Here is a 25,852-nt window from a genome sequence, read left to right on the forward strand (position 1 = left end):
GGGGAGGTACTGCGCCCGCCTTCTGGTGCTTCGTTACTTGGACTCGACCGCGTGGCCGCCGAACTCGTTGCGCAGCGCGGCGATCATCTTCATCTGCGGGGAGTCGTCCTGACGGGAGGCGAACCGGGCGAACAGCGAGGCGGTGATCGCCGGCAGCGGCACGGCGTGGTCGATCGCGGCCTCGACCGTCCAGCGGCCCTCGCCGGAGTCGGCCGCGTAGCCCCGCAGCTTGTCCAGGTGCTCGTCCTTGTCCAGGGCGTCCACCGCCAGGTCGAGCAGCCAGGAGCGGATCACCGTGCCCTCCTTCCAGGAGCGGAAGATCTCCCGGACGTCGGTCACGCTGTCCACGGCCTCCAGCAGCTCCCAGCCCTCGGCGTAGGCCTGCATCATGGCGTACTCGATGCCGTTGTGGACCATCTTGGCGAAGTGGCCGGCGCCCGCCTTGCCGGCGTGCACCGCGCCGTACTCGCCCTCGGGCTTGAGCGCGTCGAAGACCGGCTGCACCCGGGCGATGTGCTCGGCCTCGCCGCCGTACATCAGTGCGTAGCCGTTCTGCAGGCCCCAGACACCGCCGGAGACGCCGCAGTCGACGAAGCCGATGCCCTTCTCGGCCAGCAGCGCGGCGTGCTTCTCGTCGTCGGTCCAGCGCGAGTTGCCGCCGTCCACCACGATGTCGCCCGGCGAGAGCAGCCGGGCCAGCTCCTCGATGGTCTGCTGGGTCGGTGCACCGGCCGGCACCATCACCCAGACCACGCGCGGGCCCTGCAGCTTGGTGACGAGCTCCTGGAGGCTCGCGACGTCGGCGAGGTCGGGGTTGCGGTCGTAGCCGATGACGGTGTGGCCGGCGCGGCGGATGCGCTCGCGCATGTTGCCGCCCATCTTGCCGAGACCGATGAGGCCGAGCTCCATGACTTGTCCTTACCTGAAGTTCGTGCAATCCGGCGGCGCCGTTGCCGCGCCTCAGAGCCTACGCCGCGCCGGTGTCCCCAGGAGTTCGGGCCGAATGTGGACACCGGCGCTTCGTCACATCGAACGGCTGTGGATCAGCCGGACAGCCGGACCGGCATGATCAGGTACTGGTAGGCCTCGTCGGCCTCCGCGTCCACCGCGGGCTTGCCGGACAGCAGGGCCGGCTTGGTGGAGGTGGTGAAGGACAGCTGGGCGTAGGCCGCGTCGACCGCCTTGAGGCCCTCCTCCAGGTAGCCCGGGTTGAAGGCGATCGAGATGTCGTCGCCCTCCAGGTCGGCGTCGATCCGCTCGGTGGCCTGGGCGTCGTCGCCCGAGCCGGCCTCCAGGGTCAGCACGCCCTGCTCGAAGTTGAGGCGCACCGGGGTGTTGCGCTCGGCGACCAGCGAGACCCGCTTGAGGGCCTCCAGGAACGGCTGGGTCTGCACCGCGGCGACCGCGCTGAACTCGGTCGGGAAGAGGCTGCGGAACTTGGGGAACTCGCCCTCCAGCAGCCGGGTGGTGGTGCGGCGGCCGGCCCCCTCGAAGCCGATCAGGCCCTCGCCGGCACCGCCCGAGGAGAGCGCGATCGAGACGCTGTCACCGCTGCCCAGGGACTTGGCGATGTCCTGCAGCGTGCGGGCCGGCACCAGGGCGACCGCGGAGATGTCCGGCTGCTCGGGCTTCCACATCAGCTCGCGGACGGCGAACCGGTAGCGGTCGGTGGCGGCCAGGGTGATCCGGTCGCCCTCGATCTCGACCCGGACACCGGTGAGCACCGGCAGGGTGTCGTCGCGCCCGGCGGCCACGGCGGCCTGGCTGACGGCGGTGGCGAACACGTCGCCGGAGACCGTGCCGGTCGCGGTGGGCATCTGGGGCAGCGCCGGGTACTCCTCGACCGGCAGGGTCGGCAGGGTGAAGCGCGAGCTGCCGCAGACCACGCTGACCCGCATGCCGTCGGTGGAGATCTCCACCGGGCGGTTGGGCAGGTTGCGGGAGATGTCGTTGAGCAGCCGGCCGGAGACCAGCACGGTGCCGGACTCCTCGACGTCGGCCTCCAGCTCCACCCGGGCCGAGACCTCGTAGTCGAAGCCGGACAGCGCCAGGGTGCCGTCCTGCGCGGTCAGCAGCAGGCCGGCCAGCACCGGCACCGGCGGCCGTGCCGGGAGGCTGCGGGCGGCCCAGGCCACTGCCTCCGCGAGGACGTCACGCTCCACCCGGAACTTCACCGGTAACCGCCTCCTGGATCCTGCTGTCGCTTGCTGATCTTGGTCTTGCTCTGTTGTTGCCGAAGACAGTCTGACGTACTCCGCGGACAGTCGATGCCGACCGGCGCAAGTCGGGCGAACACGCGTCCTGGCGGCTTGTCCACAGATTTCGGCCCACCCCGCTGTTTCGCGATTCGGGGGCTCTCTAGGTTCAGCGGTAGTAGTAGGGCCTGTGGATACCGTGGATAACCCCGTTTTCCCAGGTCATCGCCGCTTTTTTGTCCACAGTGGCTGTGGAGGGCGCCGGTGGATAACCAGTCGCCGCTGTGGACGGCGGAGTGTTACTCACAGGGCACTCTGGGTATCCACAGGTTTTCCCCAGCTCCTTCCCCAGCTTTCCCCCGGGTTATCCACGGCGGCCGGGTCAACATCGCGTGACGGCTTTCACACAGGTCGATGAAGCGGGCCTGACGGCTGTCGAACAGTGGACATCGCTGTGGAGAAGCTGGGGACAACCGCCCTGGTCCTGTGGATTGACGGTGGACAACTTTCCGGCGGTCTGACGGGCAGCCAAGTGTCCACAGCCTGTGGATAACTGTTGTGCACAAGTCCACAGGCAGCTGACCTGCGGCGAAGAGCGTAGCGGCGGGTCCCCTGTGGAGGAATTCTGGATAACTCCGCGCTCCCCACCCTGTGGACCGGGGAAAACTCCCGCGTCTGTGGAGAACGGCTCGACGGGACCGCAGTGTTCGAATTGCTGCTCAGTTGTGCGAAGCGGCCCGGAGCTTGGTGGGGCGTCAGCTCGATCCCTTCCCCGGGCTGCGGGCGGCTACACCCGACCCCGGGGACGAAACGGCGCCGGACACCGAAAGGGCCGGTGGACGGCCGGAAACGGTCGTCCACCGGCCCTGGGGACCGGGTGGCGGAGTCGCTAGCTCTTGATGCGGTTGGTGAGTTCGGTGACCTGGTTGTAGAGCGAGCGGCGCTCGGCCATCAGCGAGCGGATCTTGCGGTCCGCGTGCATCACGGTGGTGTGGTCGCGGCCGCCGAACTGGGCGCCGATCTTCGGCAGCGACAGGTCGGTGAGCTCCCGGCAGAGGTACATGGCGATCTGACGGGCCGTCGCCAGCACCCGGCTGCGCGAGGAGCCGCACAGGTCCTCGACGGTGAGCCCGAAGTAGGCCGCCGTCTGCTGCATGATCACCTGGGCGGTGATCTCCGGCCCGGCGTCCTCGTCGCCGCCCGGGATCAGGTCCTTGAGGACGATCCCGGCCAGCTCCAGGTCGACCGGCGAGCGGTTCAGGTTGGCGAACGCGGTCACCCGGATCAGCGCGCCCTCCAGCTCGCGGATGTTGCGGGTGATCCGGGAGGCGATGAACTCCAGCACGTCCGCAGGGGCGTTGAGCCGCTCCTGGATCGCCTTCTTGCGCAGGATCGCGATCCGGGTCTCCAGCTCCGGCGGGGTCACGTCGGTGATCAGGCCCCACTCGAACCGGTTGCGCAGCCGGTCCTCCAGGGTGGTCAGCAGCTTGGGCGGCCGGTCCGAGGAGAGCACGATCTGCTTGTTGGCGTTGTGCAGCGTGTTGAAGGTGTGGAAGAACTCCTCCTGGGTCGACTCCTTCTGCGCGAGGAACTGGATGTCGTCGACCAGCAGGATGTCCATGTCCCGGTAGCGCTTGCGGAAGGCGTCCGCCTTGCCGTCCCGGATGGAGTTGATGAACTCGTTGGTGAACTCCTCCGAGCTCACGTACCGCACCCGGGTGCCGGGGAAGAGGCTGCGCGAGTAGTGCCCGATGGCGTGCAGCAGGTGGGTCTTGCCGAGGCCGGACTCGCCGTAGATGAACAGCGGGTTGTAGGCCTTGGCCGGGGCCTCGGCGACCGCCACCGCGGCCGCGTGCGCGAACCGGTTGCTGGCGCCGATCACGAAGGTGTCGAAGAGGTACTTGGGGTTCAGCCGGGCGGCCGGCTCGTCCTTGCGCCCGAGCTCGCCGGAAGAACCGCCGGGGGGTGCGGGCACGCCACGCTCGCCGGCCCGCTCGGGCAGTCCGGCGGAGCCCGGCCGGTCGGCGGGCTCGGGACGCTCGGGTTCGGGGCGCTCGCCGCCGCCGGCGGCGGTCGGCTCCTCGCCGGGGCGGCCGGGGGGCTGGCGCAGCGAGGCCGGCGGTAGGTCGCGGCGGACCGGCGGCAGCGAGCGGCCGGTGCCGCGACCGCCCCGGCCCTGCGGCTCGGTGGAGTCGTAGGCGCCGCCGAACAGGTCGCCCTGGGCGGGGCCGCCGGGCTGGCCGCCGGCCTGGGCGTTCTCGGCCTCCCAGTCGCGGTACTGGTACGGCTGCTGCTCCTGGTACCCGGTGGGCTGCTGGTAGGCCGGCCCGCCGTAGGGCTGCTCCTGGTACGGCGGGTAGTCGCCGTAGGGCTGCTGCTGGGGGTAGCCGGGAGAGCGGCGCTCCTCGTAGGAGTAGTCCTGGTACGGCTGCGGCTCGCGGTAGCCCGGCTCGGGCTCGGCGGGGCGCGGCGGCGCGGGGGCCGGCGTGGGCGGGGCGGCGTTGGCGTCGACCATCACGGCGATCCGCACCGGGCGGCCGAACAGCCGGCTGAGCTCCTCGGTCAGCTGCGGCAGCAGCCGGCCCTCCAACACCTGCTTCGCCCACTCGTTGGGGGCGGCCAGCAGGGCGGTGTCGTGCATCATCCACATCGGCTGGGTGCGCTGCACCCAGACCTTGTCCTTGTCACCCACCGAGGTGTCGTTGACCAGCCGCTCGACGACCTCCGCCCAGGCGGGGACGAGGTCGCTGTTGACATCAGCCACTGGTGCACGCTTTCTCGTTCCCCCATCGGGGGGATGAACAAAACCAGACAAGTCCTGCAACGGTAGTCAGCGGGCAGAGCTGATTCAAGTTGTTGTCCACAGGCTGTGGGTTAGTGCTCGACCGGGGTCCGGTTTGACCCTCGGGCGTCCCGCCGCGTACCGTAACGAGGTCGAGTTGTCGATGGCCGCTGCCGCATGCCCGCGGGTCAAACCCGCTTCCAGAAGGCGCGCAGCACGGGCGCCGTGGATTGTCCGAAACCCAGCGGACCTGGGGATTCGGGCCGGATTTCCCAGAAGTGAGGGGAGATCGCGCGGACGCACGGTGACGGCCATGCCGCAGTTCGTCACCCTACGATTCACCCCAGGAGCCCCCGAGTGAGCAAGCGCACCTTCCAGCCGAACAACCGTCGTCGCGCCAAGACCCACGGCTTCCGGCTGCGGATGCGTACCCGCGCCGGCCGTGCCATCCTGGCGGCCCGCCGTTCCAAGGGCCGCGCCAGCCTGTCCGCCTGATCCGCGGCAGAGTCTGCAGTGCTGCCCTCCGAGAATCGGCTGCGGCGGCGCCAGGACTTCTCGACCGCGGTGAAACGCGGCCGCCGGGCCGGTCGGCCCCTGCTGGTGGTCCATCTCAGACGAGAGGACGGACCGGCGGGGGACGGGTACAGCGACTCCCACCCGCACGCCGCCGAGGGGCTTCCCTCGGTGCGTGCGGGTTTCGTCGTGAGCAAGGCGGTCGGCTCCGCGGTCGTGCGGAACCTGGTGAAGCGTCGTCTTCGTCACCTCGTACGAGAGCGTCTGGGTGGTCTGCCCGCAGGTAGCCTGATAGTGGTACGGGCGCTACCTCCGGCGGGGTCGGCGTCCTACACGGATCTTGCACACGACCTGGATGCCGCGCTGAAGCGGTTGCTCCGGACGGATCCGGCCACAGCGACAGGATCAGGGCCGACAGGATCAGGGCGATGAAGTACCTGCTGATGGGGCTGATCAGGGTCTATCAGTGGACGATCAGTCCGCTGCTCGGTCAGGTCTGCCGCTACTACCCCTCGTGCTCGCACTACGGCTACGAAGCCGTGCGGGTGCACGGGGCGGTGAAGGGCAGTGTGCTCACCGCATGGCGCATTCTGCGCTGCAACCCATGGTCCCCGGGTGGAGTGGACCACGTACCGCCGCGCAAGCGTCCCGTCTGGCACCAGCGACTACGAGAACTGGTGCGCCCCAGGACGACCGGTAGCGCCGCGCTCCCGGAGCCGACGACCAAGCCCAATGCTCAAGGAGTCTGACCGGTGACCTGGTCCTTCCTGAACCCCCTCTACACAGCGGTCTCCTGGATCATCGTCCAGTTCCACTCGCTGTACAGCCACATCTTCGACCCCAACGGCGGCTGGGCCTGGGGCCTGTCGATCGCCTCGATGGTGGTCGTGATCCGGATCGCCCTGATCCCGCTCTTCGTGAAGCAGATCAAGTCGACCCGGGCCATGCAGGCGATCCAGCCGAAGATGAAGGCCATCCAGGAGCGCTACAAGAACGACCGGCAGCGCCAGTCGGAAGAAATGATGAAGCTCTACAAGGAGGCGGGTACCAACCCCTTCTCGAGCTGCCTTCCGATCCTGGTGCAGATGCCGTTCTTCACCGCCCTCTACGGGGTGCTGAGCCACGTCGCGCACCACCAGCAGATCGGTGTCATCAACGGCTCCCTGCTGGACAGCGCGAAGCAGGCGCACATCTTCGGCGCCCCGCTGTCCGCGACCTTCGTGAGCAGCCCCGAGCTCAGCGTGAAGATCGTCACCGCGGTGATGATCGTGCTGATGTCGCTGTCGCAGTTCATCACCCAGCGCCAGCTGATGACCAAGAACGTGGACCTCTCGGTCAAGACGCCGTTCATGCAGCAGCAGAAGATGCTGATGTACGTCTTCCCGGTGATGTTCGCCGTGATGGGCATCAACTTCCCGGTCGGTGTGCTGGTCTACTGGCTCACCACCAACGTCTGGTCGATGGCCCAGCAGCTGGTCGTCATCCGCAACAACCCGACGCCGGGCTCCAAGGCCTGGGACGAGCGGCAGGCCCGCCTGAAGGCGGCCGGCCGGCTGAACCCGGACGGCACCGTGATCAAGGGCAGCGGCCCGCTCGGCAAGCTGTTCGGCGGCGGCAAGGCTGCCGGCCCGGCTCCGCAGGAGGCCGCCGCGCTGGTGCAGGAGTCGGTGCAGGTGCGCCGCCAGCAGCCGCGCAAGCAGACCAAGGCGCAGCGCCAGCACCACGGCGGCACCGCCGCCGCCAAGCACGAGTCGGCGGCGGCCAAGCCGGCGGCGGCCAAGGAGTCCCAGGAGCCGGCCGCGCCGGTCGAGGACGCGGTGCCCAGTGGCCAGGGCGCCGGCCGGACGCAGGGCGGCGGCGGCAAGCGCCCGGCCGCCAAGCAGAGCGGTGGGGCCAAGCGCGGTCCGCAGCAGGGCGGTCAGCGGCCCAAGAAGAAGTCCTGAGCCGCACCGGTCGGCCCACCCTCGCATCCGAACGTCGTTCCCGGCCCGCTCGCCGGGCCCGTATCCACTAAGGAGCCCCTCCCGTGACGGAAGGCACCACCTCCGCTGCCCCCAACGGCTCGGACGCCGCGGCCGACGCGGACACCCTGGTCGCTCGCCTGGAGCAGGAGGGTGAGATCGCGGCCGACTACCTCGAAGGCCTGCTGGACATCGCCGACCTGGACGGCGACATCGACATGGACGTCGAGGGCGACCGGGCCCTGGTCTCCATCGTGAGCGAGGGCAACGACCGCACCCTGCAGCGGCTGGTGGGCCAGGAGGGCGAGGTGCTGGAGGCGCTCCAGGAGCTGACCCGGTTGGCCGTGCACCGGGAGACCGGCGAGCGCAGCCGCCTGATGCTGGACATCGCGGGCTTCCGGGCCCGCAAGCGGGCCGAGCTGGCGGAGCTCGGAGCGAAGGCGGCGGAGCAGGCCAAGCAGACCGGCGAGCCGGTGAAGCTGCGGCCGATGACGCCGTTCGAGCGCAAGGTGGTGCACGACGCGGTGGCGGCGGCCGGGCTGCGCAGCGAGTCGGAGGGCGAGGAGCCGCAGCGCTGCGTCGTGGTGCTGGCGAGCTGATCGCTCCGGGCGACCGGCCAGGGACCCCGCTCGCACGTCGGTGCGGGCGGGGTCTTCGTACGTAGCGCGTGCGGCGGCCCGGAGAATGGCGTGGGATTGTTTCACGTGAAACGGCAGGGGCAGTGAGCGGAGAGACTGAGATGGCGACGGAGAGTGCGGCGGGCGAGGGCGGTGCCCAGGGCCTGCCCGAGGCCCCGCCGACGGCGCGGGAGATCTTCGGTGAGAACTTTCCGGCGGCGCGGCGCTACACGGAGCTGCTGGCTTCGGCGGGGGTGCAGCGCGGGCTGATCGGTCCTCGGGAGGTGCCGCGACTCTGGGACCGCCATGTGCTCAACTGCGCGGTGCTGGCCGAGCTGCTGCCGGCCGGGGCGTCGCTGTGCGACGTGGGGTCGGGTGCCGGGCTGCCGGGGATCCCGGTGGCGCTGGCCCGGCCGGACCTTTCGGTGACGCTGCTGGAGCCGCTGCTGCGCCGGACCACCTTCCTGGAGGAGGTGGTGCGCGAGCTCGGCCTGGCGAACGTCACGGTGCTGCGCGGGCGGGCCGAGGAGATGGTCGGCAAGATCTCGGTGGAGATCGTCACGGCGCGGGCGGTGGCACCGCTGGACCGACTGGCCGGCTGGGGCATGCCGCTGCTGCGGCCGTACGGTCAGATGCTGGCGCTCAAGGGGGACACCGCCGAGCAGGAGCTGGCGGAGTCCCGGTCGGCGTTGGTCAAGCTGGGCGCGGTGGAGTGGGCGGTGCTGCCGGTCGGGGAGCAGGTGCTCGGTGCCTCGACCCGGGTGGTCCAGGTGAAGGCCGGGGAGAGCCCGGGGGGCGTTAAGGCGGCGACGCGCCGTGCCAAGGCGGCGCGGGCCGGGCGGGCGAGCGGTCGGCCGGCCGAGCCGCGTGGTGGTGGGCGCCGCCGGCGCTGACCACCGTATGGAGAGAGCCCCTGGTCGCCGTGGTGCGATCGGGGGCTCTTTGTGGTCCAGGAGTCTTGCGCTTGCCGCTCCCGGAGTGTCGCATCGTCAGAATTCCGACATAGCGGGCATGGTGTTTCACGTGAAACGTCGTTCTCTGCTCTTCGGCATCCTCGGGCGCGGCCGGGCGGCGACTGTCGCCGCTCCGGTTTCACGTGAAACACTGACCCCCATGCAGGAGTCGGAGACCATCGATCAGATCGATGACACCCCCATCGCGCGGGCGGCGCAGGCCGCAGTGCAGGCGCTGGGGCGGGCGGGCGAGGGCCTGCCGCGGCCGCCGGCGACCCGGGTGATCGTGGTGGCCAACCAGAAGGGCGGGGTGGGGAAGACCACCAGTACCGTCAACATGGCCGCGGCGCTGGCGATGCACGGGCTCAGGGTGCTGGTGATCGACCTGGACCCGCAGGGCAATGCCTCGACCGCCCTGGGCATCGACCACCATGCGGAGGTGCCGTCGATCTACGACGTTCTGGTGGAGGGCAAGCCGCTGGCCGATGTGGTGCAGCCGGTCCTGGAGGTGGAGGGGCTCTTCTGCGTGCCCGCCACCATCGACCTGGCGGGCGCGGAGATCGAGCTGGTGTCGCTGGTGGCCCGGGAGAGCCGGCTGGCCCGGGCCATTGCGGCCTATGAGCAGCCGCTGGACTACATCCTGATCGACTGTCCGCCCTCGCTGGGCCTGCTGACGGTCAATGCCCTGGTGGCGGGTCAGGAAGTGATGATCCCGATCCAGTGCGAGTACTACGCACTGGAGGGCCTGGGGCAGTTGCTGCGCAACGTGGACCTGGTGCGGGCGCACCTCAACCCGGCGCTGCACGTCTCCACCATCCTGCTCACCATGTACGACGCCCGGACCAGGCTGGCCGCACAGGTGGCGGAGGAGGTGCGCAACCACTTCGCCACCGAGGTGCTGCGGACCGCGATCCCCCGCTCGGTGCGGATCTCCGAGGCGCCCAGCTACGGCCAGACGGTGCTCACCTATGACCCGGGGTCCACCGGGGCGCTCTCCTACCTGGAGGCGGCGCGGGAGCTGGCGCTGCGTGCGGTGGCGCCGGAGACGGGAGCCCCGACGGCGGTGGAGCAGGCGGCGGCCGAGGCGCTCGGCGCGGTGGGACGGCACACGATCGGGGCGCAGGCGGTGCCGATGACGGAGCAGAGCACGATGGAGGGTAATCGGTGAGTGGGCGCAGGGGTCTGGGCAAGGGGCTGGGCGCGCTGATCCCGGCGGCGTCACCGGCGCCCGCGGGTGCGGCAGCCGCGCCCGCGGGTCCGGCGGCAGGCCGGTCGGTGGGCTCGGCGTCCGGGGCCGGTGCGGTCTCGCCGACCGCGGTGCCGCTGCTGCCGCCCGGGCGGGGCACGGTGGCGGAGAAGGCGGCCGAGCAGGCGTTGACCGAGCTGGCGCCGGTGGCCGGTGCGCGGTTCGCGGAGCTGCCGCTGGACGCGATCACCCCCAACCCGCGGCAGCCGCGTGAGGTCTTCGACGAGCAGAAGCTCGAGGAGCTGGTCACCTCCATCAAGGAGGTGGGTCTGCTGCAGCCGGTGGTGGTCCGTCAGGTCGGACTGGACCGCTATGAGCTGATCATGGGTGAGCGGCGCTGGCGGGCCTCTCGGGAGGCCGGCCTGGAGCGGATCCCGGCGATCGTGCGGGCCACCGAGGACGACAAGCTGCTGCTGGACGCGCTGCTGGAGAACCTGCACCGGGCGGAGCTGAACCCGCTGGAGGAGGCGGCCGCCTACGACCAGCTGCTGAAGGACTTCGGCTGCACCCAGATCGCGCTGGCCGACCGGATCGGCCGCTCCCGGGAGCATGTCTCCAACACCCTGCGGCTGCTGCGGCTCCCCGGGGCGGTGCAGAGCCGGGTGGCGGCCGGTGTGCTCACGGCAGGCCACGCCCGGGCGCTGCTGGGCGTTCCGGACACCGAGCGGCAGGATGCGCTGGCCACCCGGATCATCGCGGAGGGTCTCTCGGTGCGGACCGTCGAGGAGATCGTCGCGCTGATGAAGGACGAGGAGCCGCAGAAGGCCAAGCGCGCCGCCGGCCCCAAGGCGGGCAAGCTGCTGTCGCCGGCCTTCAACGATCTGGCGGGCCGGCTCTCGGACCGGTTCGACACCCGGGTCAAGGTCGAGGTGTCGCAGCGCAACGGGAAGCTGGGCAAGGGCAAGGTGGTGCTGGAGTTCGCCTCGGTGGAGGACCTCAACCGGATCCTGGACAGCCTGGCTCCGGGGGAGGACGGGCTGCGGCTCGCGGGGAGCTGAGCACGGCCGGCGGCGGTTTCGCACGTGGGGCCAACTGTGGGTGCATGTTTCACGTGAAACATGCACCCACAGGCGTTGTAGGTGCTGGCGGCCCGATCGGGTCGACTGCCCGAACCGTGTGGGACGGGGCCGCCAGGGGGAGGAACCGAACGAGGAGGTGTGCTGCATGGGTCGCAGGATCGTCCCGTTGACATTGGACAATCTGGCGGACCTACCCGGACCCTGCCGCTCCTGCGTCTTCTGGGAGCTCGATCCGGTGCGGGGGCGCGAGGCGGTGGAAGCGGGCAAGGCGGAGGCCGAGAAGGAGGGGTGGATCTCCGCCGTGCTGCTGGAGTGGGGGTCCTGCGGGCGGATCGCCTACGTGGACCAGCGGCCGGCCGGCTTCGCGCTGTACGCCCCGCCGGCCTATGTGCCGGGCTCGCAGTCCTTTCCGACCAGTCCGGTCTCGCCGGACGCCGTTCAGCTGATGATCAGCCGGGTGCTGCCGCCGTTCCAGGGGCAGGGGCTCGGCCGGGCACTGGTGCAGACGGTGGCCAAGGACCTGGTCCGGCGCGACATCAGGGCGATCGAGGCGATCGGGGTGGTCGGCAAGGACCGGCCCAGCTGTCTGCTGCCGGCCGACCATCTGCTGGCGGTGGGCTTCAAGACGGTGCGGCCGCACCACCGCTACCCGCGGCTGCGGCTGGAGTCCAGGACGACGCTCTCCTGGCGCCGCCCTGCCGCGCTGGAGCGGTTGCTCGGTGGGGCCGCGCCCAAGGAGCCCGCGTTGCGTCCGTTCTGACGGTCGGTCCGGCCTGACGGATGGTCCGGTGAACGGCGAAGGGGCGGACCCGACGGCCGCCCCTTCGCCGCGCAGTCGCGCGGGATCAGATGAGGCCCTCCAGGTCGCGCAGCAGCGCGGCCTTCGGCTTGGCGCCGACGATGCTCTTGACCAGCTCGCCCTTGACGTAGACGTTCAGGGTCGGGATGGAGACCACGCCGTACTTGGCGGCGGTGGCCGGGTTGTTGTCCACGTCGACCTTGGCGACGGTCAGCTTGTCGCCGTGCTCCTCGGCGATGGCCTCCAGGACCGGGGCCACCTGGCGGCACGGGCCGCACCAAGTCGCCCAGAAGTCCACCAGAACGGGCTTCTCGCTCTGGAGGACATCGGCGTCGAAGGTCGCGTCGGTCACGTTGATGGTGGAGCCGGCCACGGGATCTCCTAGGGTCTGTTCGGGGTGTTCTGTGGGGGCAACAACAGCGGGCGCCGATCTGTTTCAGCACCCGCCCGGTGAGGGTCAGACGGCGACGGCGGCCGCGGCCTTCTCCTGCTCGGCGGCGTGCGCCAGGTGAGCAAGGTACCGCTCGGCGTCCAGCGCGGCGGCACAGCCGGTGCCGGCGGCGGTGATCGCCTGGCGGTAGGTGTGGTCCACCACGTCGCCCGCGGCGAAGACACCGGTCAGGTTGGTGCGGGTCGAGGGGGCGTCGACCTTGAGGTAGCCCTCGGCGTCCAGCTCCAGCTGGCCCTTGAAGAGCTCGGTGCGCGGGTCGTGGCCGATCGCGATGAACAGGCCGGTGACCGGCAGTTCGCGCAGCTCTCCGGTGGTGGTGTCGCGCAGGGTCAGGCCGGTGAGCTTGGGGTCGCCGTGGATCGCCTCGACCGCGCTGTCCCAGGCGAAGGTGATCTTCGGGTCGGCGAAGGCGCGCTCCTGCATCGCCTTGGAGGCGCGCAGCTCGTTGCGGCGGTGGACCACGGTGACGCTCTTGGCGAACCGGGAGAGGAAGGTGGCCTCCTCCAGGGCAGTGTCGCCGCCGCCGACCACGGCGATGTCCTGGTCCTTGAAGAAGAAGCCGTCGCAGGTGGCGCACCAGGAGACGCCGCGACCGGAGAGCGCGTCCTCGCGGGGCAGGCCGAGCTTGCGGTGCTGGGAGCCGGTGGTGACGATGACCGCCTTGGCCCGGTGCACGGTGCCTTCGGAGTCGGTCACGGTCTTGACGTCACCGGTGAGGTCGACCGCCACGATGTCGTCCGGCACCAGCTCGGCGCCGAACCGCTCGGCCTGGGCCCGCATGTTGTCCATCAGCTCGGGGCCCATGATGCCGTCCCGGAAGCCCGGGAAGTTCTCCACCTCGGTGGTGTTCATCAGGGCACCGCCGGCCGTCACCGCGCCCTCGAAGACGAGGGGCTTGAGGGACGCCCGGGCGGTGTAGAGCGCTGCCGTGTACCCGGCGGGGCCGGAACCGATGATGATCACATTACGGACGTCGCTCACTGCATCTCCTGGTTGGCATCGCGACCCGCACCAGCGGGGGGAGGGACGGCGGTCGTCTCCGCCGCCCCTGGTCAACGACTGACCAGTCTCCCGCATTCCCAGCGCCCGGCGCACCAGGCGGCCCCGGTCAGCGTGCCGGGATCTGCTGCTCCAGTCGGACGGTGGCCGGGTCGGTGGTGCAGCCGGGGGTGAGCAGGAAGACGTCCAGCCGGCCGGGGGCGCCGGCGAGCCGGAAGACGTAGGCCTCCACCGGGGCGCCCTGGTAGCTGCCGTGGGTGATCAGCAGCGGGGTCTCGCCCTGGTGACCGGTGACGGCCCGCTGGACGCAGTCGGGCAGCCCGCCGCCGCTCTGCTGGGCGCTGGCGTGCGGCTGGCCGCCGGGGCCGGACGGCAGCAGGCGGTCGATCTGCTCGGACAGGTCGGCGGCGGTGAACTCCGGGCCGGCGGCGGCGAGCGGGTGCTGTTCGGTGCCGGGGGTGCCGGCGCTGACGGCGGCCGGCGCCGAGCCGCCCCGGCTCAGCACCAGCCCGGTGGCGCCCAGGCCGAGCGCGGCCAGGCAGCCGACCACGGCCAGCACCAGTCGACGGCGCCGGGAGCGGGCCCCGCCCGGCCGGCTGCTGCGCTCGTTCCGGGTGGGCGGCCCGGCGCTGCCGGGGCCCGCCGCGGCCGCCGGTCGCCGGGCGCCGGCGGGGCTCGGGGTGCTCGGGGTGCTCGGCCCGTTGGGCGCGCTCGGCGCGCTCGGCGGCTGAGCGGCGGTCAGCGCGGCGTCGATCCGCAGGGCGACGTCGGCGGGCATCGGCTCCACCCGGTCGGCCGCCAGCAGCGCGGCGACCTCGGTCAGGGCGGCCAGGGTGTCCGCGCATTCCGGGCAGTCGGCGAGATGGCCGCGCAGCGCCGCGGCCTCGGCCGGCGCGAGCAGGTCCTCCGACAGGTCCGCCAGGGTTTCGATGTCGGGGTGGGAGGCGTCGGCGACCGGTTCGGGCGTCTGGTTCGTCATCGGTTCGTCGCATCTCCTCTCAGCGTCGACTCTTGGGCGGGGACGGCCGGGCTCGCGGATGGGACGGAGCGGCGGGGCATCGGGTTCCCCGGTGGCGACGTTTCACGTGAAACCGCCGGCGTCGTTCCCCGTGGAACGGTCGGCGACGTTTCACGGGGAACCGCCGACGACGTTCCATCCGGAACGGTCGGCGGGCCGCCGCGCGCCGACGGTGTTTCACGTGAAACACCGTCCTCGGCGCCGCCGCGCAGGTGGCGCACCAGCGGCAGCAGCTTGGCCCGACCCCGGGCGCAGCGGCTCTTGACGGTGCCGACCGGCACCCCCAGCAGCTCGGCGGCCTCCGCGACCGGATAGCCCTGCATGTCGACCAGGACCAGTGCGGCCCGCTGCTCGGCCGGCAGCTCCGCCAGCGCCGCCCCCAGTTCGCGGCGCAGCTCGTGACGGAGCACCAGGGTCTCGGTGGCCTCGGCCGCCGGCACCAGCGAGTCCAGCGGCGGTCGGTCGTCCGGGGCCTCCAGGGCGTCCAGCGATTTGGTGCGGCGGGCGGCTGCGCGGCGGGCCCGGTCCAGGCACGCGTTGACCACGATGCGGTGCAGCCAGGTGGTGACGGCGGCTCGGCCCTGGAAGGTGTGTGCCGCGCGGAGTGCGGACACCAGGGCGTCCTGCAGCGCGTCGGCGGCCTCCTCGCGGTCCCCCAGGGTGCGCAGCGCGATGGCCCACAGCCGGTCCCGGTGCCGCGCCACCAGTACGCCGAACGCCGCCTGGTCCCCCGCGAGGTGGCGGGCCAGCAGCTCGGCGTCACCGAGCTCGGCGGACGGCGGGAGGTCGATCTCCTCGCGCTCGGGTCGCGCCGGTCCTGCCATCCGCCCTACCTTTCCGGGCCGGTCCGGCCGTTCAGCCGGTCACCTTGATCTCGGCCACCTGGCCGCGGTAACTGTCCCCATCCTTGGGGAGGCTGGTGAGCCAGATCAAGAGGTAGCGGGTGCGGACCGGGGTGGAGAGCGGGAACTTCGCGTCGCTGTCGGTGGCCTTCGCCAGGGGTGCCGCGAAGTCCTCGTAGCGGGTGGGCGCCGTGGTGCCCGAGGTGTCCTTCGGCACCTGCAGCGAGACGCCGGTGGCGCCGCCGAGGAACTGCACCTCGACCGAGCTGACCGACTTGACGGCGCCCAGGTCGACCAGCAGTCCGTTGCCGTGGCCGATGGTGGGCAGGTCGTCGTGGTAACCCTCGGTCGTCCAGGCGGTTTGGGGGTTGCCGTCGTGACTCAGCGCCAGCTGGTTGGGGTGCGTCGGGGTGCCGCCGTACGGGTTGAACGAGGTGACGTCACTGATCGTCAGCGGGCCGACCGGTGGGGCGGCGCTGGTGGGTCCGTTGCTGGGCGGCTGGCTGCTCACCGTGCTGCCGAGCGTGGTGGGGCCGCTGCTGGTGCCGGTCGCGCCGAGGGTGCCGGCCAACTGCCAGGAGCCGTAGCCGATCGCCGCCAGCACCACCGCCGAGACGGCCCAGGTGAGCACCCGCTTGCCCCGCCGGGCGACCGGGCGCGGTGCCGGGTGGCCGGGGACGGCGTCCGGCGCCGGTCGCATCGGGGCGGGTCGGACCGGGGCGGGCCGGACCGGGCCACCGGGGGCGGGGCGCGGCTGCCGGGTGCGGGGCGCGCCGGCGGGTGCGGCCGGCGTCCGGCCGACGGTCTGGCCGGGCGGGTAGCGGTGCGCGGAGCGGTCGCCGCTGTTCGGTCCGCCCTCCGGCTGGTGGATCTTGGGCAGCGCGGCGATCGCCTTGGCCAGGGCGGCCGGGGTGGTGATCGGAGCCTGCGGGCCGGTGCCGGGGGTGCAGAGGATCCGGGCGGCCAGGGCGCAGAGAGTGGGCGGTGCGTCGGGGCGCAGCACCTCGGGCGCGGGCACGCCGTCGGGCAGGCCGCGCAGCTGGTAGCGGTCCTCGGGCTGCGGCCAGCGGTGGGTGAGGGCCGCGTAGAGCAGGGTGCCGATGGCCCTGGTGTCGGCCAGCTCGGCGGCCGCCCGGTCCTCGGGTGCGGACAGGCCGCGCAGGGCGGCGTCCACCGCCACGCCGTTGATCCGGTACTGGCCGGTGTCGGTGCGCAGCACGGCGCGCGGGGTGAGCCGCAGGTGCGAGCGACCGCCGCGGTGGGCGGCGGCGATCGCGTCGGTGACCTGGCGGGCCATCTGGTAGGCCTCGTGCGGCGCCAGCGGGCCGGCGGCCAGCATGGTGGCGAGGTCGGTGGCGTCCGGGAGCCACTCCCGGATCACGTAGACCAGTTCGCCCTCCCGGACCGCGTCGAGCACCTGGACGAAGCGCGGGTCACCGAGCAGGGCGGCCGAGCGGGCGGCGGCCAGCACCGCGTCGGCCCGGCGGCTGCCCGCGGCGATCAGGTGCACGCCGACCGCGCGGCGCAGCATCTCGTCGACGGCGCGCCAACTGCTGAAGGCCGCCGACTGGGTGATGCACTCCTCCAGCCGGTACCGCCCGGCGATCCGGTCGCCGCTCTGCCGCACCGGCGCCGGCAACTGCTCGGGCAGCGCGTCGTCCGTCGCCGGCGGGGTGCCCGGCGCGGCCGACGGCGCCCCGGACGCCGACGGCTTCCCGGGCGCTGACGGCTCGTCGGTGCTCCTGGGCGGCACGGCCGCGGGTGCGGCGGGCCCGGGAGCCGCGGCGGGCTCAGAAGCGGCGCTGGGGGCCGTCCCGGCGGTCTTGGGGCCCGCGGGCTGGGCGAGCTCGGCGGCGATCTCGGTGGCCGAGAGCGGTGCGGTGATCTCACCGGTGGCCTCGACGGCCCGTTCCACCGACCGCTCCGCGGCCCGTTCGGCGGCGGTGCGGTTCTGCGGGCGCACCGGTGGCTTGGACGCCGCGCCGCCCGGTCCGGCGGCCCTGGACTTGCCCGCCGCCGTGCCGGCCGCCGCGGCCGTCTTGGTGGGTGCCTTCGCGGGCGCCTTGCCCGGGCTCCGGCCCGCCGCCGGGTGGCCCGGCGTCCTGAGGGAGCTCCTGGTGCCGGTCCTGGCCCGCGCCTTGGCGCCGGGCAGCGGCATGGTGAGCTCCGCCGTGGCCTCCGCGATCGGCAGCGGCACGGTCCGGTCGGTGGAGGGATCCGCGGCGGGCAGCGGCATGGTCAGGTCGGCCACTGCCTCGGCGGTCGGCAGCGGTGCCGTGATCTCACCGGTGGCCTCGGCAGTTGACATGTCGACGGCCGCCTCGGTGCGATCCGTGGTGCGATCAGCCACCGTCGTCCAGCCTCCCCTTGTAGCGCCCGGTACGGCGCCCTCGCCGTGCTGCCTCGGGAGGAGGACAGGCGAGGACCCGGGGCCGCGGCGACCGCGGTCCCAGTCGTTCGAAGACAATTGTGCCCACTCTTCCCACCGGAGTACGACCGCTGATGCGGCCATCCGGTTCCGTCCGCCCCCACACTGGTCGGTCGGTGGACAAACTGAGAGGCGGTCAGCGGCCGAGTCGGCCGCGGACCATGCCGATCATCGCGTTCAGCTCCTCGATCCGCATCCGGCGGGCCAGCACGACGAAGAGCGCCGACTGCGCGGCGCCCGCCAACAGCACCGCGACCACGTTGCCCAGCCATCCGGAGAGCACGCTACCGAGCGCCAGCGCGAGCAGGAAACCGACCGCACCGGCCGGCAGGCAGGCGATCACCAACCGGACGTAGGTCTTGGTGATCCGCGGGGTGTCCAGTCCGCCGATCCGCCGCTTCAGCTTGGGCACCGCCACCGCGACGCCGACCACGTAAGCGGCGCCGTAGCCGAGCGCCATCCCGGTGACCGCCCACTGGGCCGGCAGCAGCAGGTAGCAGAGCAGCGCGGTGCCGGCCTGGGTGACGGCCACCCAGACGGTGTTGGAGAACGGCGTGCGGGTGTCCTCGTAGGCGTAGAAGCCGCGCAGCAGCACGTACTGCACCGAGTAGGGGATCAGACCGAGCGCGAACGCGGAGAGCATGTAGCCGACCGCCGTGGTGCCGTGCGCGGCGCTGCCGCCGTTGCCCAGGCCGTAGATGGCGCCGCCGATCTGCGGGCCGAGCGCCAGGAAGAGGAACGCGGCCGGCACGATCGCCACCGCCGAGGTGCGCAGCCCGTGGGAGAGGTCGTCGCGGACCGCGCCGTCGTCGCCGTCGGCGGCCGCCCGGGAGAGCCGGGGCAGCACGGCGCTCATCACCGAGACGGTGATCACCGCCATCGGCAGCTGCCAGATCAGCAGCGCGTTGGAGTAGGCGGCCAGGCCCACGCCGAGGTAGCCGTGGTCGGCCGCGCGGCTGCCGGCGGCGGTGGCCAGCTGAGCGACCACCAGGTAGCCGGCCTGGTTGGCGAGCACGAAGAAGAAGGTCCACTTGGCCAGCCGCGCGGCCTTGCCCAGCCCGTGCCCGCGCCAGTCGAACCGGGGCCGGAACCGGAAGCCCGCCGAGCGCAGGTACGGCACCATGGCCAGCGCCTGGACGGCCAGCCCGAGCAGGGTGCCGGCGCCGAGCAGCCGCAGGCCCTCCGGGCTGACCGAATCGGGGGTGACCCGGCTGTTCTGGAAGGCCCCGAAGACCCACAGGTACATCGCGAAGGTGAAGATCACCACCACGTTGTTGAGCACCGGGGTCCACATCATGGCGCCGAACCGGCCACGGGCGTTGAGGATCTGGCCCAGCACCACGTGGACGCCCATGAAGAAGATGGTCGGCAGGCAGTAGCGGGCCAGGGCGACCGTGGTGTCGGCGCCGGCCGTGCTGGACATCAGCGAGTGCGAGATCAGCTGCACCAGCAGCGGGGCGGCCAGCACGGCCACGAAGACCACCCCGGCCAGACCCGCCATCACCAGGGTGAGCAGGCGGTTGGCGTAGGCGGTGCCCCCGTCCTCGTCCTGCTTCATGCTGCGCACCAGCTGGGGCACGAAGACCGCGTTGAGGGCGCCGCCACCGATCAGGATGTAGAGCAGGGTGGGCAGGGTGTTGGCGGCCGAGTAGGAGTCGCCCATGGTGCCGACGCCGATCGCGGCCGCGATCACCATGGTGCGCAGGAAGCCGGTGGCGCGGGAGGCCAGGGTGCCGGCCGCCATGATCGCGCTGGAGCCCCGCAGGGTGGCGACCCGGTCCGGAGCCGCCGGGTGGGCCGTTGGGTCGAACCCGTCTTCCTCGGTGAGTTCCTCGGTGAGTTCCTCGGTGAAGTCCCCGGGGCGTCCGACGGGCGGTTCGGCGGCCGGCTCGTCGGGCGCGGCCGAGGGCGCCGCCGCCGGTGGCCGCGGGGGCATCGGCGGCACGGGAGGCGCGGCGGGTGCGGTCGGTGCGGTCGGCGCGGTCGGCGCGGGGGTCTCGGCCGGCCGGCGGGCCGCGGCCGCGGTCTCGGCCGGGCTGAGCGGCGGGTCGAACTCGATCACCGGGACGAACGGCTCACCGGCGTCGGCTTCGGCCATCGCCCCGGGGGCCATCGCCCCGGCGGCCGTTGCCCCGGGGGTCTTCGCCCCGGGGGCCTTGGCCCCGGCAGCCGGGGCGAGCAGGGCGGCGTCGAAGGCGAGCGGCGGGGCGGCGTCGTCCGGGGCACCGGACCGTGCCGCCGCCTCCTCCTCCGGGTCGTCGTGCTCCAGGGCGTCCGACGCGGCCTCGGCCGCCGCCACCCGGGCCCGGGCGGCAGCGGCCAGCCGGGCCCAGCGGGAGACCGGCGCCGTCGGCTCCGGGCCGTCGGCCGGCCGGTCCGGCCCCCGGGCCGGTTCCCGTGCCGCAGCGGGCCGCTCGATGGCCTCGCCGCCCTCCCCCGCCGGCACCGCAGACGACTCGCGCACCGGCGCCGCGGCGGCCACCGCGTCGCTCCCGGTGGCTTCCCCGGCCGCTCCTGCCGCCGGTTCGGTCACCGTCCCGGCCGCCGCCCCTGCCGCGGGTTCGGTCGACCGCTCGTACGGGCCCGGCCCGGTGGCGGTCGCATACGGGTCGGCGGCGAACGGGTCCTTCGCGTAGGTCTCGTCGAGGTACCAGTCCGGCTCCTCGGCCAGCCGATCGTTGCCGCCGCGCTCGCTCATGCCACCTCATCGCTGTCCGGGTCCGGCCTGAGCACCTACTGTCTCATCACCGCCGGTCCGAACCCGGTTTTCAACGCAGCCGGCCGGGAGAACTCCCGTCGCCGGGACTAGGAAGGCGCCACCGCGGGGTCGGTTGCCCGGTCCTCGCCGTCGGTCGGGGCCTCAGGGGCCTCAGGGGTCTCAGGGGCGCCGAGGGCACCAGGGGCCTGCGGGTCGACCTGAGCGCCCGCCGGATCGTCGGAGTCGGTCGCCGGGCCGTCGGGGTCGGCCAGCGGGGCGTCCGGGTCCGCCGGCGGCTCGTCACCGTGCTTGCGGCGCTTCAGGAAGATCCGCAGCCCGGCGGCCAGCACCAGCACCGTCCCGGCTCCGACCACCCACCAGACGCCGCTGGTCACCTGGGTGACGTTCACGGTGAAGGTCACCGGCTCGCCGTACGGCTGGCCGTTCGGTCCGGTCGTGTACAGCCGGGCGGTCATCTGCACCGCGCCGTTGCCCAGGGCCTGCGCCTGGAACCGGGCCGAGGTGCTCTGCGCCGGGTCCAGCGTGATCGGCTGCCGGCTGGTCACCATGAGCCGGTTGGACTGCCCCGAGGTGAGCCGCAGCTCCAGGTTGGTCACGCCCTGCTGGAGCTCGTTGCGGACGCTCACCTGGAGCACCCCGGAGTCGCCCGCGAGCGTGATGGTCTTGCTCTTGTCGGGGATCCGCACCGCGTTGTGCAGGTGGCCCAGGTAGTTCTGGGCGTTCTCCAGGTAGCCCGACGCGGCCGACTTGTCGCCCCGCCACTGGGTGGAGGTCGCCCGCTCCAGCGCCGCGGCGAACGGCGCGCTCACCCGCTCCTGGTTGGTCAGGATCTGCAGCAGCAGTTGCTCCTGCTGCTGGGTCGTGCCGATCCGGTCGAAGGTGTCGGCGGGCAGTTCGCTGCCCCGCAGGTCGGCCGGGTAGGCGTCGGGGCCGGCCACGCCGGTGTCGGCGTCGGCGTCCGGCGCGGCGGTCGCCACCGCGGTGTAGGAGGCCGGGCTGATCCAGTGGCCGTCGCCGGCGGCCTTCAGCGAGGCCTTCAGCACGTCGGCGGTGTCCGCGGTCAGGTCGCGCGGCGGCATCACCAGCAGGGTCCGCTGGACGGACGCGCGCTGCTGCTGGATCGCCAGGGTCTCGGCCAGGAAGCGCTGCCGGGCCTGGGTCTTGGCTTCGGGAGTCTTCAGGTCGGACCGGAACAGGCCGGCGATGGTGTCGTCGGCGACCACCGCGGTCTGGTTCTGGCCGATCGGCCGGGCCGCGTTCGGGCTGTAGTTGAGGTGGTCCGGCAGGCTGGCGCTGTCCACCAGTACCTGGGTGGCGCCCAGTTGCTGGGTCGTCCGGGCGGTCTGGGGGTCCAGGTAGCCCTGGTAGGGCCAGGCCACGGTGTCCAGCGAGTCCACCGGCAGCCGGCCGTCGACGGTCAGCTTGCCGGCGGTGCGGGCGGTGGTCAGGAAGGTGCCCGGATCGGGCAGCGCGCCGCCGACGTGCGCGATCGAGGCCAGGTCCGGGTCGCCGTAGGGCAGCGCGATCACCTGGTCGTTCGGCTTGACGACCGCCGCGCGCAGCTTGTTCAGCCAGTCGGTGGCCACGGCGGTGCCGGTGCCCGGCACGGTGTTGCTCTCGGTCGCCGGCTCCCCGGAGTGGCCGGGCTGCTGCACCCGGTACGGCTTGGTCATCGCCTGCACCGCGTCCAGCAGGTCGGGATCGATCACCCAGGTGAGGCTGGGGATGTCCTGCCCGTCGGCGAGCAGCCGGCCGAGCCGGCCGTTCGGGCCGAGGTCGGTGGCCAGGGTGTCGTCGCGCAGCACCGGCTGGTCGCTGTCCTGGACGGTCTGCGGGACCAGCTCGGGTGCGTGGGTGAGCGGCCACAGGGTGGCCACCTGCAGCGGCTTGTCGTCGCCCGGGGTCGGGTAGTACGACAGCGTGGTGCGGCCGATGCCCACCTGGTGCGGGCTGTCGTCCTCGGCGGTGCCGGCCTCGACGTCCACGGCCAGCTCGTAGAAGCCGTTCTGACCCGGCTTCAGCTCGGCCAGCGTGGTGGGCAGGTGGAACGGCGCGCTGCCGCCGGGTGCCAGGTCGGAGAGCTGCTGCACCGGGGCGGGCAGCGGGCTGCCGTCCTGGTAGACCGGATCGGTCCGGGAGAGCATCGCCGCGATGTCACCGCGCAGTTGCAGCGGCTGGCTGCCGCGCCCCAGGGTCAGGCCGATCTTCGGGGCCTTCAGCGCGGTCGGACCGGGATTGCTGACCGTGCCGTAGACGTCCAGCTTGCCGTCGGGGGTCTGCTGCACATCGGTGATCGTCACGGTGGCCGGGTAGTCGGGGGAGGCGGCGACGGCCGGCGGGGCGGCGGTGACGCCGATCAGTGCCAGCGCGCCGCCCAGCAGGGCGGCCGTCCGGCCGGCCCGCGGCTGGGGGGCCGGCCCGGCCGTCCCCAGTCTCCGGCTGGGGCCACGTCGGCGGCCCCGGCGCGCGCCGCGGGTACCCTCGGAGTGCCGTGCTGGCTCGCCCACGCGCTTCGTCCTCGCCGTTCTGGATCGCCGTCGTCTTCGCTGCTGATCGCCGTGCCGTCGTGCTGCCCGGTGTGCGTCCACCCACAAGCGACGCGTCGCGCCGCTTCGCGGGTTCCCCGGCATGGTAACGACGCTGCCCGGGTCCCGGTGTTGCGGGCTGGGCGAAGCGGGCGTCGCCGGGAGCGCGCGGGCGCCCGGAAAAAGGCGCGAGCGACGGGTGGACGCGGCCACGTACCCTTGTGTGCCGTGTCCAACACTGATGAGCCCACCGAGATCCGTACCGCCCCGTCCGCCGTCGCGGCCCTGCCAGGGCTGAGCGAGGCCCAGGCCCTGGGGTTGCAGGAGCTGCTGCGGGTCTCTCCGGTGGCGGACGAGATCGCCCGCCGGTTCCAGGATGCCGGATTCCGGCTGGCGCTGGTCGGCGGCTCGGTGCGGGACGCGCTGCTCGGCCGGCTCGGCAACGACCTGGACTTCACCACCGACGCCCGCCCCAAGCAGGTGCTCAAGCTGGTGCGGGGCTGGGCGGACGCGGTCTGGGACGTCGGCATCGCCTTCGGCACGGTCGGCGCCCGCAAGGACACCCCGGACGGCGGCAGCTTCCAGATCGAGATCACCACCTACCGCAGCGAGGCGTACGACCGCACCTCTCGCAAGCCGGAGGTGACCTACGGCGACACCATCGAGCAGGACCTGGTGCGCCGCGACTTCACGGTCAACGCGATGGCGGTGGACCTGCCCGGGCGCGGTTTCGTCGACCCGCACCACGGCCTGGAGGACCTGGAGGCCCGGGTGCTGCGCACGCCGGCCACCCCCGAGGAGTCCTTCTCCGACGACCCGCTGCGGATGATGCGGGCCGCCCGGTTCGCCGCCCAGCTGGACTTCGACCCGGCGCCCGAGGTGGTGGCCGCGATGACCGCCATGGCCGAGCGGATCACCATCGTGTCGGCCGAGCGGATCCAGGCCGAGCTGAACAAGCTGCTGCTGGCCAAGCACCCGGTCAAGGGCCTGCGGCTGCTGGTGGACACCGGCCTGGCCGGCTTCGTGCTGCCCGAGCTGCCGGCGCTGAGCCTGGAGAAGGACGAGCACCACCGGCACAAGGACGTCTACGAGCACTCGCTGACCGTGCTGGAGCAGGCGATCGCGCTGGAGTCGGACGGACCGGACCTGACACTTCGGCTGGCCGCGCTGCTGCACGACATCGGCAAGCCGCGCACCCGCCGGTTCGAGCCGGACGGCCGGGTGTCGTTCCACCACCACGAGATCGTCGGCGCCAAGATGACCCGCAAGCGGATGCGGGAGCTGAAGTACTCCAAGGACCTGATCGACGACGTCTCGCGGCTGGTCGAGCTGCACCTGCGGTTCCACGGCTACGGCGGCGGCGAGTGGACCGACTCCGCGGTGCGCCGCTACGTGACCGACGCCGGACCGCTGCTGGAGCGGCTGCACCGGCTGACCCGGTCGGACTGCACCACCCGGAACAAGAAGAAGGCCGCCGCGCTGTCGCGCACCTATGACGGCCTGGAGGAGCGGATCGCCCAGCTGCGGGCCCAGGAGGAGCTGGACGCGATCCGGCCGGCGCTGAACGGCAACGAGATCATGGAGCTGCTGGGGCTGAAGCCCGGGCCGGTGGTCGGCCGGGCCTACAAGCACCTGCTGGAGCTGCGCCTGGAGCACGGCCCGATGACCCGGGACGAGGCGGTGGCCGAGCTCAAGGCCTGGTGGGCCGCCCAGCCCCGGGCCTGACGCACCGCCCGGTCGGCGGCGCGCCGGGCCCGGGGCCGCGTCAGGTCTGCTCGGAGACCGAGCTGCCGCTGCCCGAGCCGCTGCCGCCGCCGCTGCTGCCGCCGCTGTCCGCGGACTGCGGCGAGGCCAGGCAGAGCACGAAGCTCCGAGCGGCGTCGTGGTGGACGAACCAGTGGGTGGCGTTGGAGTACGGCCGGCAGTCCTGCGAGGGCTCGTCGCCGAGGCTGGCGACCCGGGCCACCACCTTGTAGTCGGCCAGTGAGCCGGAGCAGGGGACCACGGTGACCGAGGCGTTGGCGTCGTCCGAACCGCCGCTGCCGTTGGCGTCGTGGATGCAGTCGCCGGCCTGCACGGTGACCACGTCGGCACCGGTGTCGGTGGATCCGTCGGCCGCGGAGGCCGCCAGTACCAGCGGCAGCACCACGGCCAGCACCACCGCGACCACCGGGAGCAGCAGCATCCAGATCGCCGCCCGCTTGGTGAGCGGACGGCCCGGGTCGAGCTGCGGACCGTGGGTGCCGGGCTGCGGCGCCGGCAGTCGGCGCAGTCGTTGGTAGGCGGACCGGTTGCGGAGCAGCGCGATCAGCGTGAAGAGGCTGGACACGTAGCTCCACCAGCCGCGCCACAGGGTCCGCTCGGACATGTCGCGGACCACCGAGGTGCCGCAGACCTGGCAGAACGGGCCGCGGCTGCTCAGGAACCGCATCATCACGACCAGGCCCTGGTGGCCGCGGACCGTGACGTCGGCCGCCGGTATGCCGCCGCAGATCCGGCAGGCGAGCAGCTGCGGGTAGCCGTACCCCGGGGCCGGGGGCGGGTAGCTGCCGTAGGGGTGGTCGGGCTGCGGCGGGCCGAACTGCGGGGCGGCGGTGGGCGGGGCGGGGAACGCCGGCGGGACCGCGTCCTGCGGCGGTGCCGGCGGTGCCGGGTACGGCGTGGCGGGTGCCGGTGCCGCCCAGGGGTTCGGCTGGGCGGGTACCGGGGTGGGTACGGCCGGCGGCACCGTCGGTGGTGGCGGAACGTACGGGTTCGGCGGCTGTTGAGGCTGGGTCACCACGGC

Annotated in this window: 21 protein-coding genes; 10 read left to right on the forward strand and 11 right to left on the reverse strand. The window is 72.6% G+C overall.

The genetic code is table 11. The annotated features are described in order from the left end of the window. Nucleotides 1-33: 33 nt before the first annotated feature. The 3 genes from gnd to dnaA form a co-directional block, all read right to left on the reverse strand. On the reverse strand, nt 34-909 hold the full coding sequence (gene gnd / locus LN042_RS13185) for a phosphogluconate dehydrogenase (NAD(+)-dependent, decarboxylating) (RefSeq protein ID WP_230051350.1): 876 nt from the start codon (nt 907-909) through the stop codon (nt 34-36). Nucleotides 910-1,043: 134 nt separating this feature from the next. Then, the gene (gene dnaN / locus LN042_RS13190) at nt 1,044-2,174 is read right to left on the reverse strand and encodes a DNA polymerase III subunit beta (RefSeq protein WP_230051351.1); all 1,131 of its coding nucleotides are present in this window, start codon (nt 2,172-2,174) and stop codon (nt 1,044-1,046) included. 910 nt (nt 2,175-3,084) lie between these two features. After that, on the reverse strand, nt 3,085-4,959 hold the full coding sequence (gene dnaA / locus LN042_RS13195) for a chromosomal replication initiator protein DnaA (RefSeq protein ID WP_230051352.1): 1,875 nt from the start codon (nt 4,957-4,959) through the stop codon (nt 3,085-3,087). 375 nt (nt 4,960-5,334) lie between these two features. Between dnaA and rpmH the strand changes: the two genes are divergently transcribed. The 9 genes from rpmH (at nt 5,335) to LN042_RS13240 (ending at nt 12,046) form a co-directional block, all read left to right on the forward strand. Beyond that, the gene (rpmH, locus tag LN042_RS13200; protein WP_230051353.1) at nt 5,335-5,472 is read left to right on the forward strand and encodes a 50S ribosomal protein L34; all 138 of its coding nucleotides are present in this window, start codon (nt 5,335-5,337) and stop codon (nt 5,470-5,472) included. Between the two features lie 18 nt (nt 5,473-5,490). Further along, on the forward strand, nt 5,491-5,922 hold the full coding sequence (rnpA, locus tag LN042_RS13205; protein WP_230051354.1) for a ribonuclease P protein component: 432 nt from the start codon (nt 5,491-5,493) through the stop codon (nt 5,920-5,922). Then, nucleotides 5,919-6,239, forward strand: a complete 321-nt coding sequence (gene yidD / locus LN042_RS13210; RefSeq protein ID WP_230051355.1) for a membrane protein insertion efficiency factor YidD — start codon at nt 5,919-5,921, stop codon at nt 6,237-6,239. The genes rnpA and yidD overlap by 4 nt, the downstream gene beginning before the upstream one ends. 3 nt (nt 6,240-6,242) lie before the next feature. Continuing rightward, the gene (gene yidC / locus LN042_RS13215; RefSeq protein ID WP_230051356.1) at nt 6,243-7,433 is read left to right on the forward strand and encodes a membrane protein insertase YidC; all 1,191 of its coding nucleotides are present in this window, start codon (nt 6,243-6,245) and stop codon (nt 7,431-7,433) included. A gap of 83 nt (nt 7,434-7,516) precedes the next feature. Then, nucleotides 7,517-8,050 carry a Jag family protein gene (locus tag LN042_RS13220; protein ID WP_230051357.1) on the forward strand — a complete coding sequence of 178 codons (534 nt, stop codon included), beginning with the start codon at nt 7,517-7,519 and terminating at the stop codon, nt 8,048-8,050. 140 nt (nt 8,051-8,190) lie between these two features. Beyond that, nucleotides 8,191-8,961 carry a 16S rRNA (guanine(527)-N(7))-methyltransferase RsmG gene (gene rsmG, locus LN042_RS13225; RefSeq protein WP_230051358.1) on the forward strand — a complete coding sequence of 257 codons (771 nt, stop codon included), beginning with the start codon at nt 8,191-8,193 and terminating at the stop codon, nt 8,959-8,961. Between the two features lie 220 nt (nt 8,962-9,181). Continuing rightward, nucleotides 9,182-10,189, forward strand: coding sequence for a ParA family protein (locus LN042_RS13230; protein WP_230051359.1), 1,008 nt, complete (start codon nt 9,182-9,184; stop codon nt 10,187-10,189). Further along, the gene (locus LN042_RS13235) at nt 10,186-11,265 is read left to right on the forward strand and encodes a ParB/RepB/Spo0J family partition protein (RefSeq protein ID WP_230051360.1); all 1,080 of its coding nucleotides are present in this window, start codon (nt 10,186-10,188) and stop codon (nt 11,263-11,265) included. The genes LN042_RS13230 and LN042_RS13235 overlap by 4 nt, the downstream gene beginning before the upstream one ends. A 166-nt stretch (nt 11,266-11,431) precedes the next feature. Beyond that, nucleotides 11,432-12,046, forward strand: a complete 615-nt coding sequence (locus LN042_RS13240; protein WP_230051361.1) for a GNAT family N-acetyltransferase — start codon at nt 11,432-11,434, stop codon at nt 12,044-12,046. An 85-nt stretch (nt 12,047-12,131) separates the two neighbouring features. Here LN042_RS13240 and trxA read toward each other — a convergent pair whose 3' ends face one another. The 7 genes from trxA to LN042_RS13275 form a co-directional block, all read right to left on the reverse strand. Beyond that, entirely contained in the window at nt 12,132-12,458 is a 327-nt protein-coding gene (gene trxA, locus LN042_RS13245) for a thioredoxin (RefSeq protein ID WP_230051362.1), read from the reverse strand. An 84-nt stretch (nt 12,459-12,542) separates the two neighbouring features. After that, entirely contained in the window at nt 12,543-13,517 is a 975-nt protein-coding gene (gene trxB / locus LN042_RS13250) for a thioredoxin-disulfide reductase (protein ID WP_230051363.1), read from the reverse strand. A 127-nt stretch (nt 13,518-13,644) separates the two neighbouring features. Further along, nucleotides 13,645-14,514 carry an anti-sigma factor family protein gene (locus LN042_RS13255; RefSeq protein WP_230051364.1) on the reverse strand — a complete coding sequence of 290 codons (870 nt, stop codon included), beginning with the start codon at nt 14,512-14,514 and terminating at the stop codon, nt 13,645-13,647. Further along, nucleotides 14,511-15,377, reverse strand: a complete 867-nt coding sequence (gene sigM / locus LN042_RS13260; protein ID WP_230051365.1) for an RNA polymerase sigma factor SigM — start codon at nt 15,375-15,377, stop codon at nt 14,511-14,513. The genes LN042_RS13255 and sigM overlap by 4 nt, the downstream gene beginning before the upstream one ends. 31 nt (nt 15,378-15,408) lie before the next feature. Further along, nucleotides 15,409-17,745 carry a serine/threonine protein kinase gene (locus tag LN042_RS13265; RefSeq protein ID WP_230051366.1) on the reverse strand — a complete coding sequence of 779 codons (2,337 nt, stop codon included), beginning with the start codon at nt 17,743-17,745 and terminating at the stop codon, nt 15,409-15,411. Nucleotides 17,746-17,959: 214 nt separating this feature from the next. Further along, entirely contained in the window at nt 17,960-20,521 is a 2,562-nt protein-coding gene (murJ, locus tag LN042_RS13270) for a murein biosynthesis integral membrane protein MurJ (protein ID WP_230051367.1), read from the reverse strand. A gap of 107 nt (nt 20,522-20,628) precedes the next feature. Further along, nucleotides 20,629-23,049 carry a hypothetical protein gene (locus LN042_RS13275; RefSeq protein WP_230051368.1) on the reverse strand — a complete coding sequence of 807 codons (2,421 nt, stop codon included), beginning with the start codon at nt 23,047-23,049 and terminating at the stop codon, nt 20,629-20,631. Between the two features lie 303 nt (nt 23,050-23,352). On the opposite strand from LN042_RS13275, the gene LN042_RS13280 reads away from it, so the two are divergent. Continuing rightward, complete coding sequence (locus LN042_RS13280; RefSeq protein ID WP_372495730.1) at nt 23,353-24,792, forward strand: CCA tRNA nucleotidyltransferase; 1,440 nt, start codon at nt 23,353-23,355, stop codon at nt 24,790-24,792. Nucleotides 24,793-24,832: 40 nt separating this feature from the next. Here the strand turns inward: LN042_RS13280 and LN042_RS13285 are convergent, their stop codons facing one another. Then, nucleotides 24,833-25,846: an LppU/SCO3897 family protein gene (locus LN042_RS13285; protein ID WP_230051369.1), complete on the reverse strand. Its 1,014-nt coding sequence runs from the start codon at nt 25,844-25,846 to the stop codon at nt 24,833-24,835. Between the last annotated feature and the right edge of the window lie 6 nt (nt 25,847-25,852).

Origin of the sequence: Kitasatospora humi, assembly GCF_020907985.1 — a bacterium.
GTDB lineage: Bacteria > Actinomycetota > Actinomycetes > Streptomycetales > Streptomycetaceae > Kitasatospora > Kitasatospora humi.

Coding starts and splice junctions, on each gene's coding strand:
- LN042_RS13255 (WP_230051364.1), bottom strand. CDS start 14,514: ATGACGAACCAGACGCCCGAACCGGTCGCCGACGCCTCCCACCCCGAC.
- rsmG (WP_230051358.1), top strand. CDS start 8,191: ATGGCGACGGAGAGTGCGGCGGGCGAGGGCGGTGCCCAGGGCCTGCCC.
- sigM (WP_230051365.1), bottom strand. CDS start 15,377: ATGGCAGGACCGGCGCGACCCGAGCGCGAGGAGATCGACCTCCCGCCG.
- LN042_RS13230 (WP_230051359.1), top strand. CDS start 9,182: ATGCAGGAGTCGGAGACCATCGATCAGATCGATGACACCCCCATCGCG.
- LN042_RS13240 (WP_230051361.1), top strand. CDS start 11,432: ATGGGTCGCAGGATCGTCCCGTTGACATTGGACAATCTGGCGGACCTA.
- gnd (WP_230051350.1), bottom strand. CDS start 909: ATGGAGCTCGGCCTCATCGGTCTCGGCAAGATGGGCGGCAACATGCGC.
- murJ (WP_230051367.1), bottom strand. CDS start 20,521: ATGAGCGAGCGCGGCGGCAACGATCGGCTGGCCGAGGAGCCGGACTGG.
- yidD (WP_230051355.1), top strand. CDS start 5,919: ATGAAGTACCTGCTGATGGGGCTGATCAGGGTCTATCAGTGGACGATC.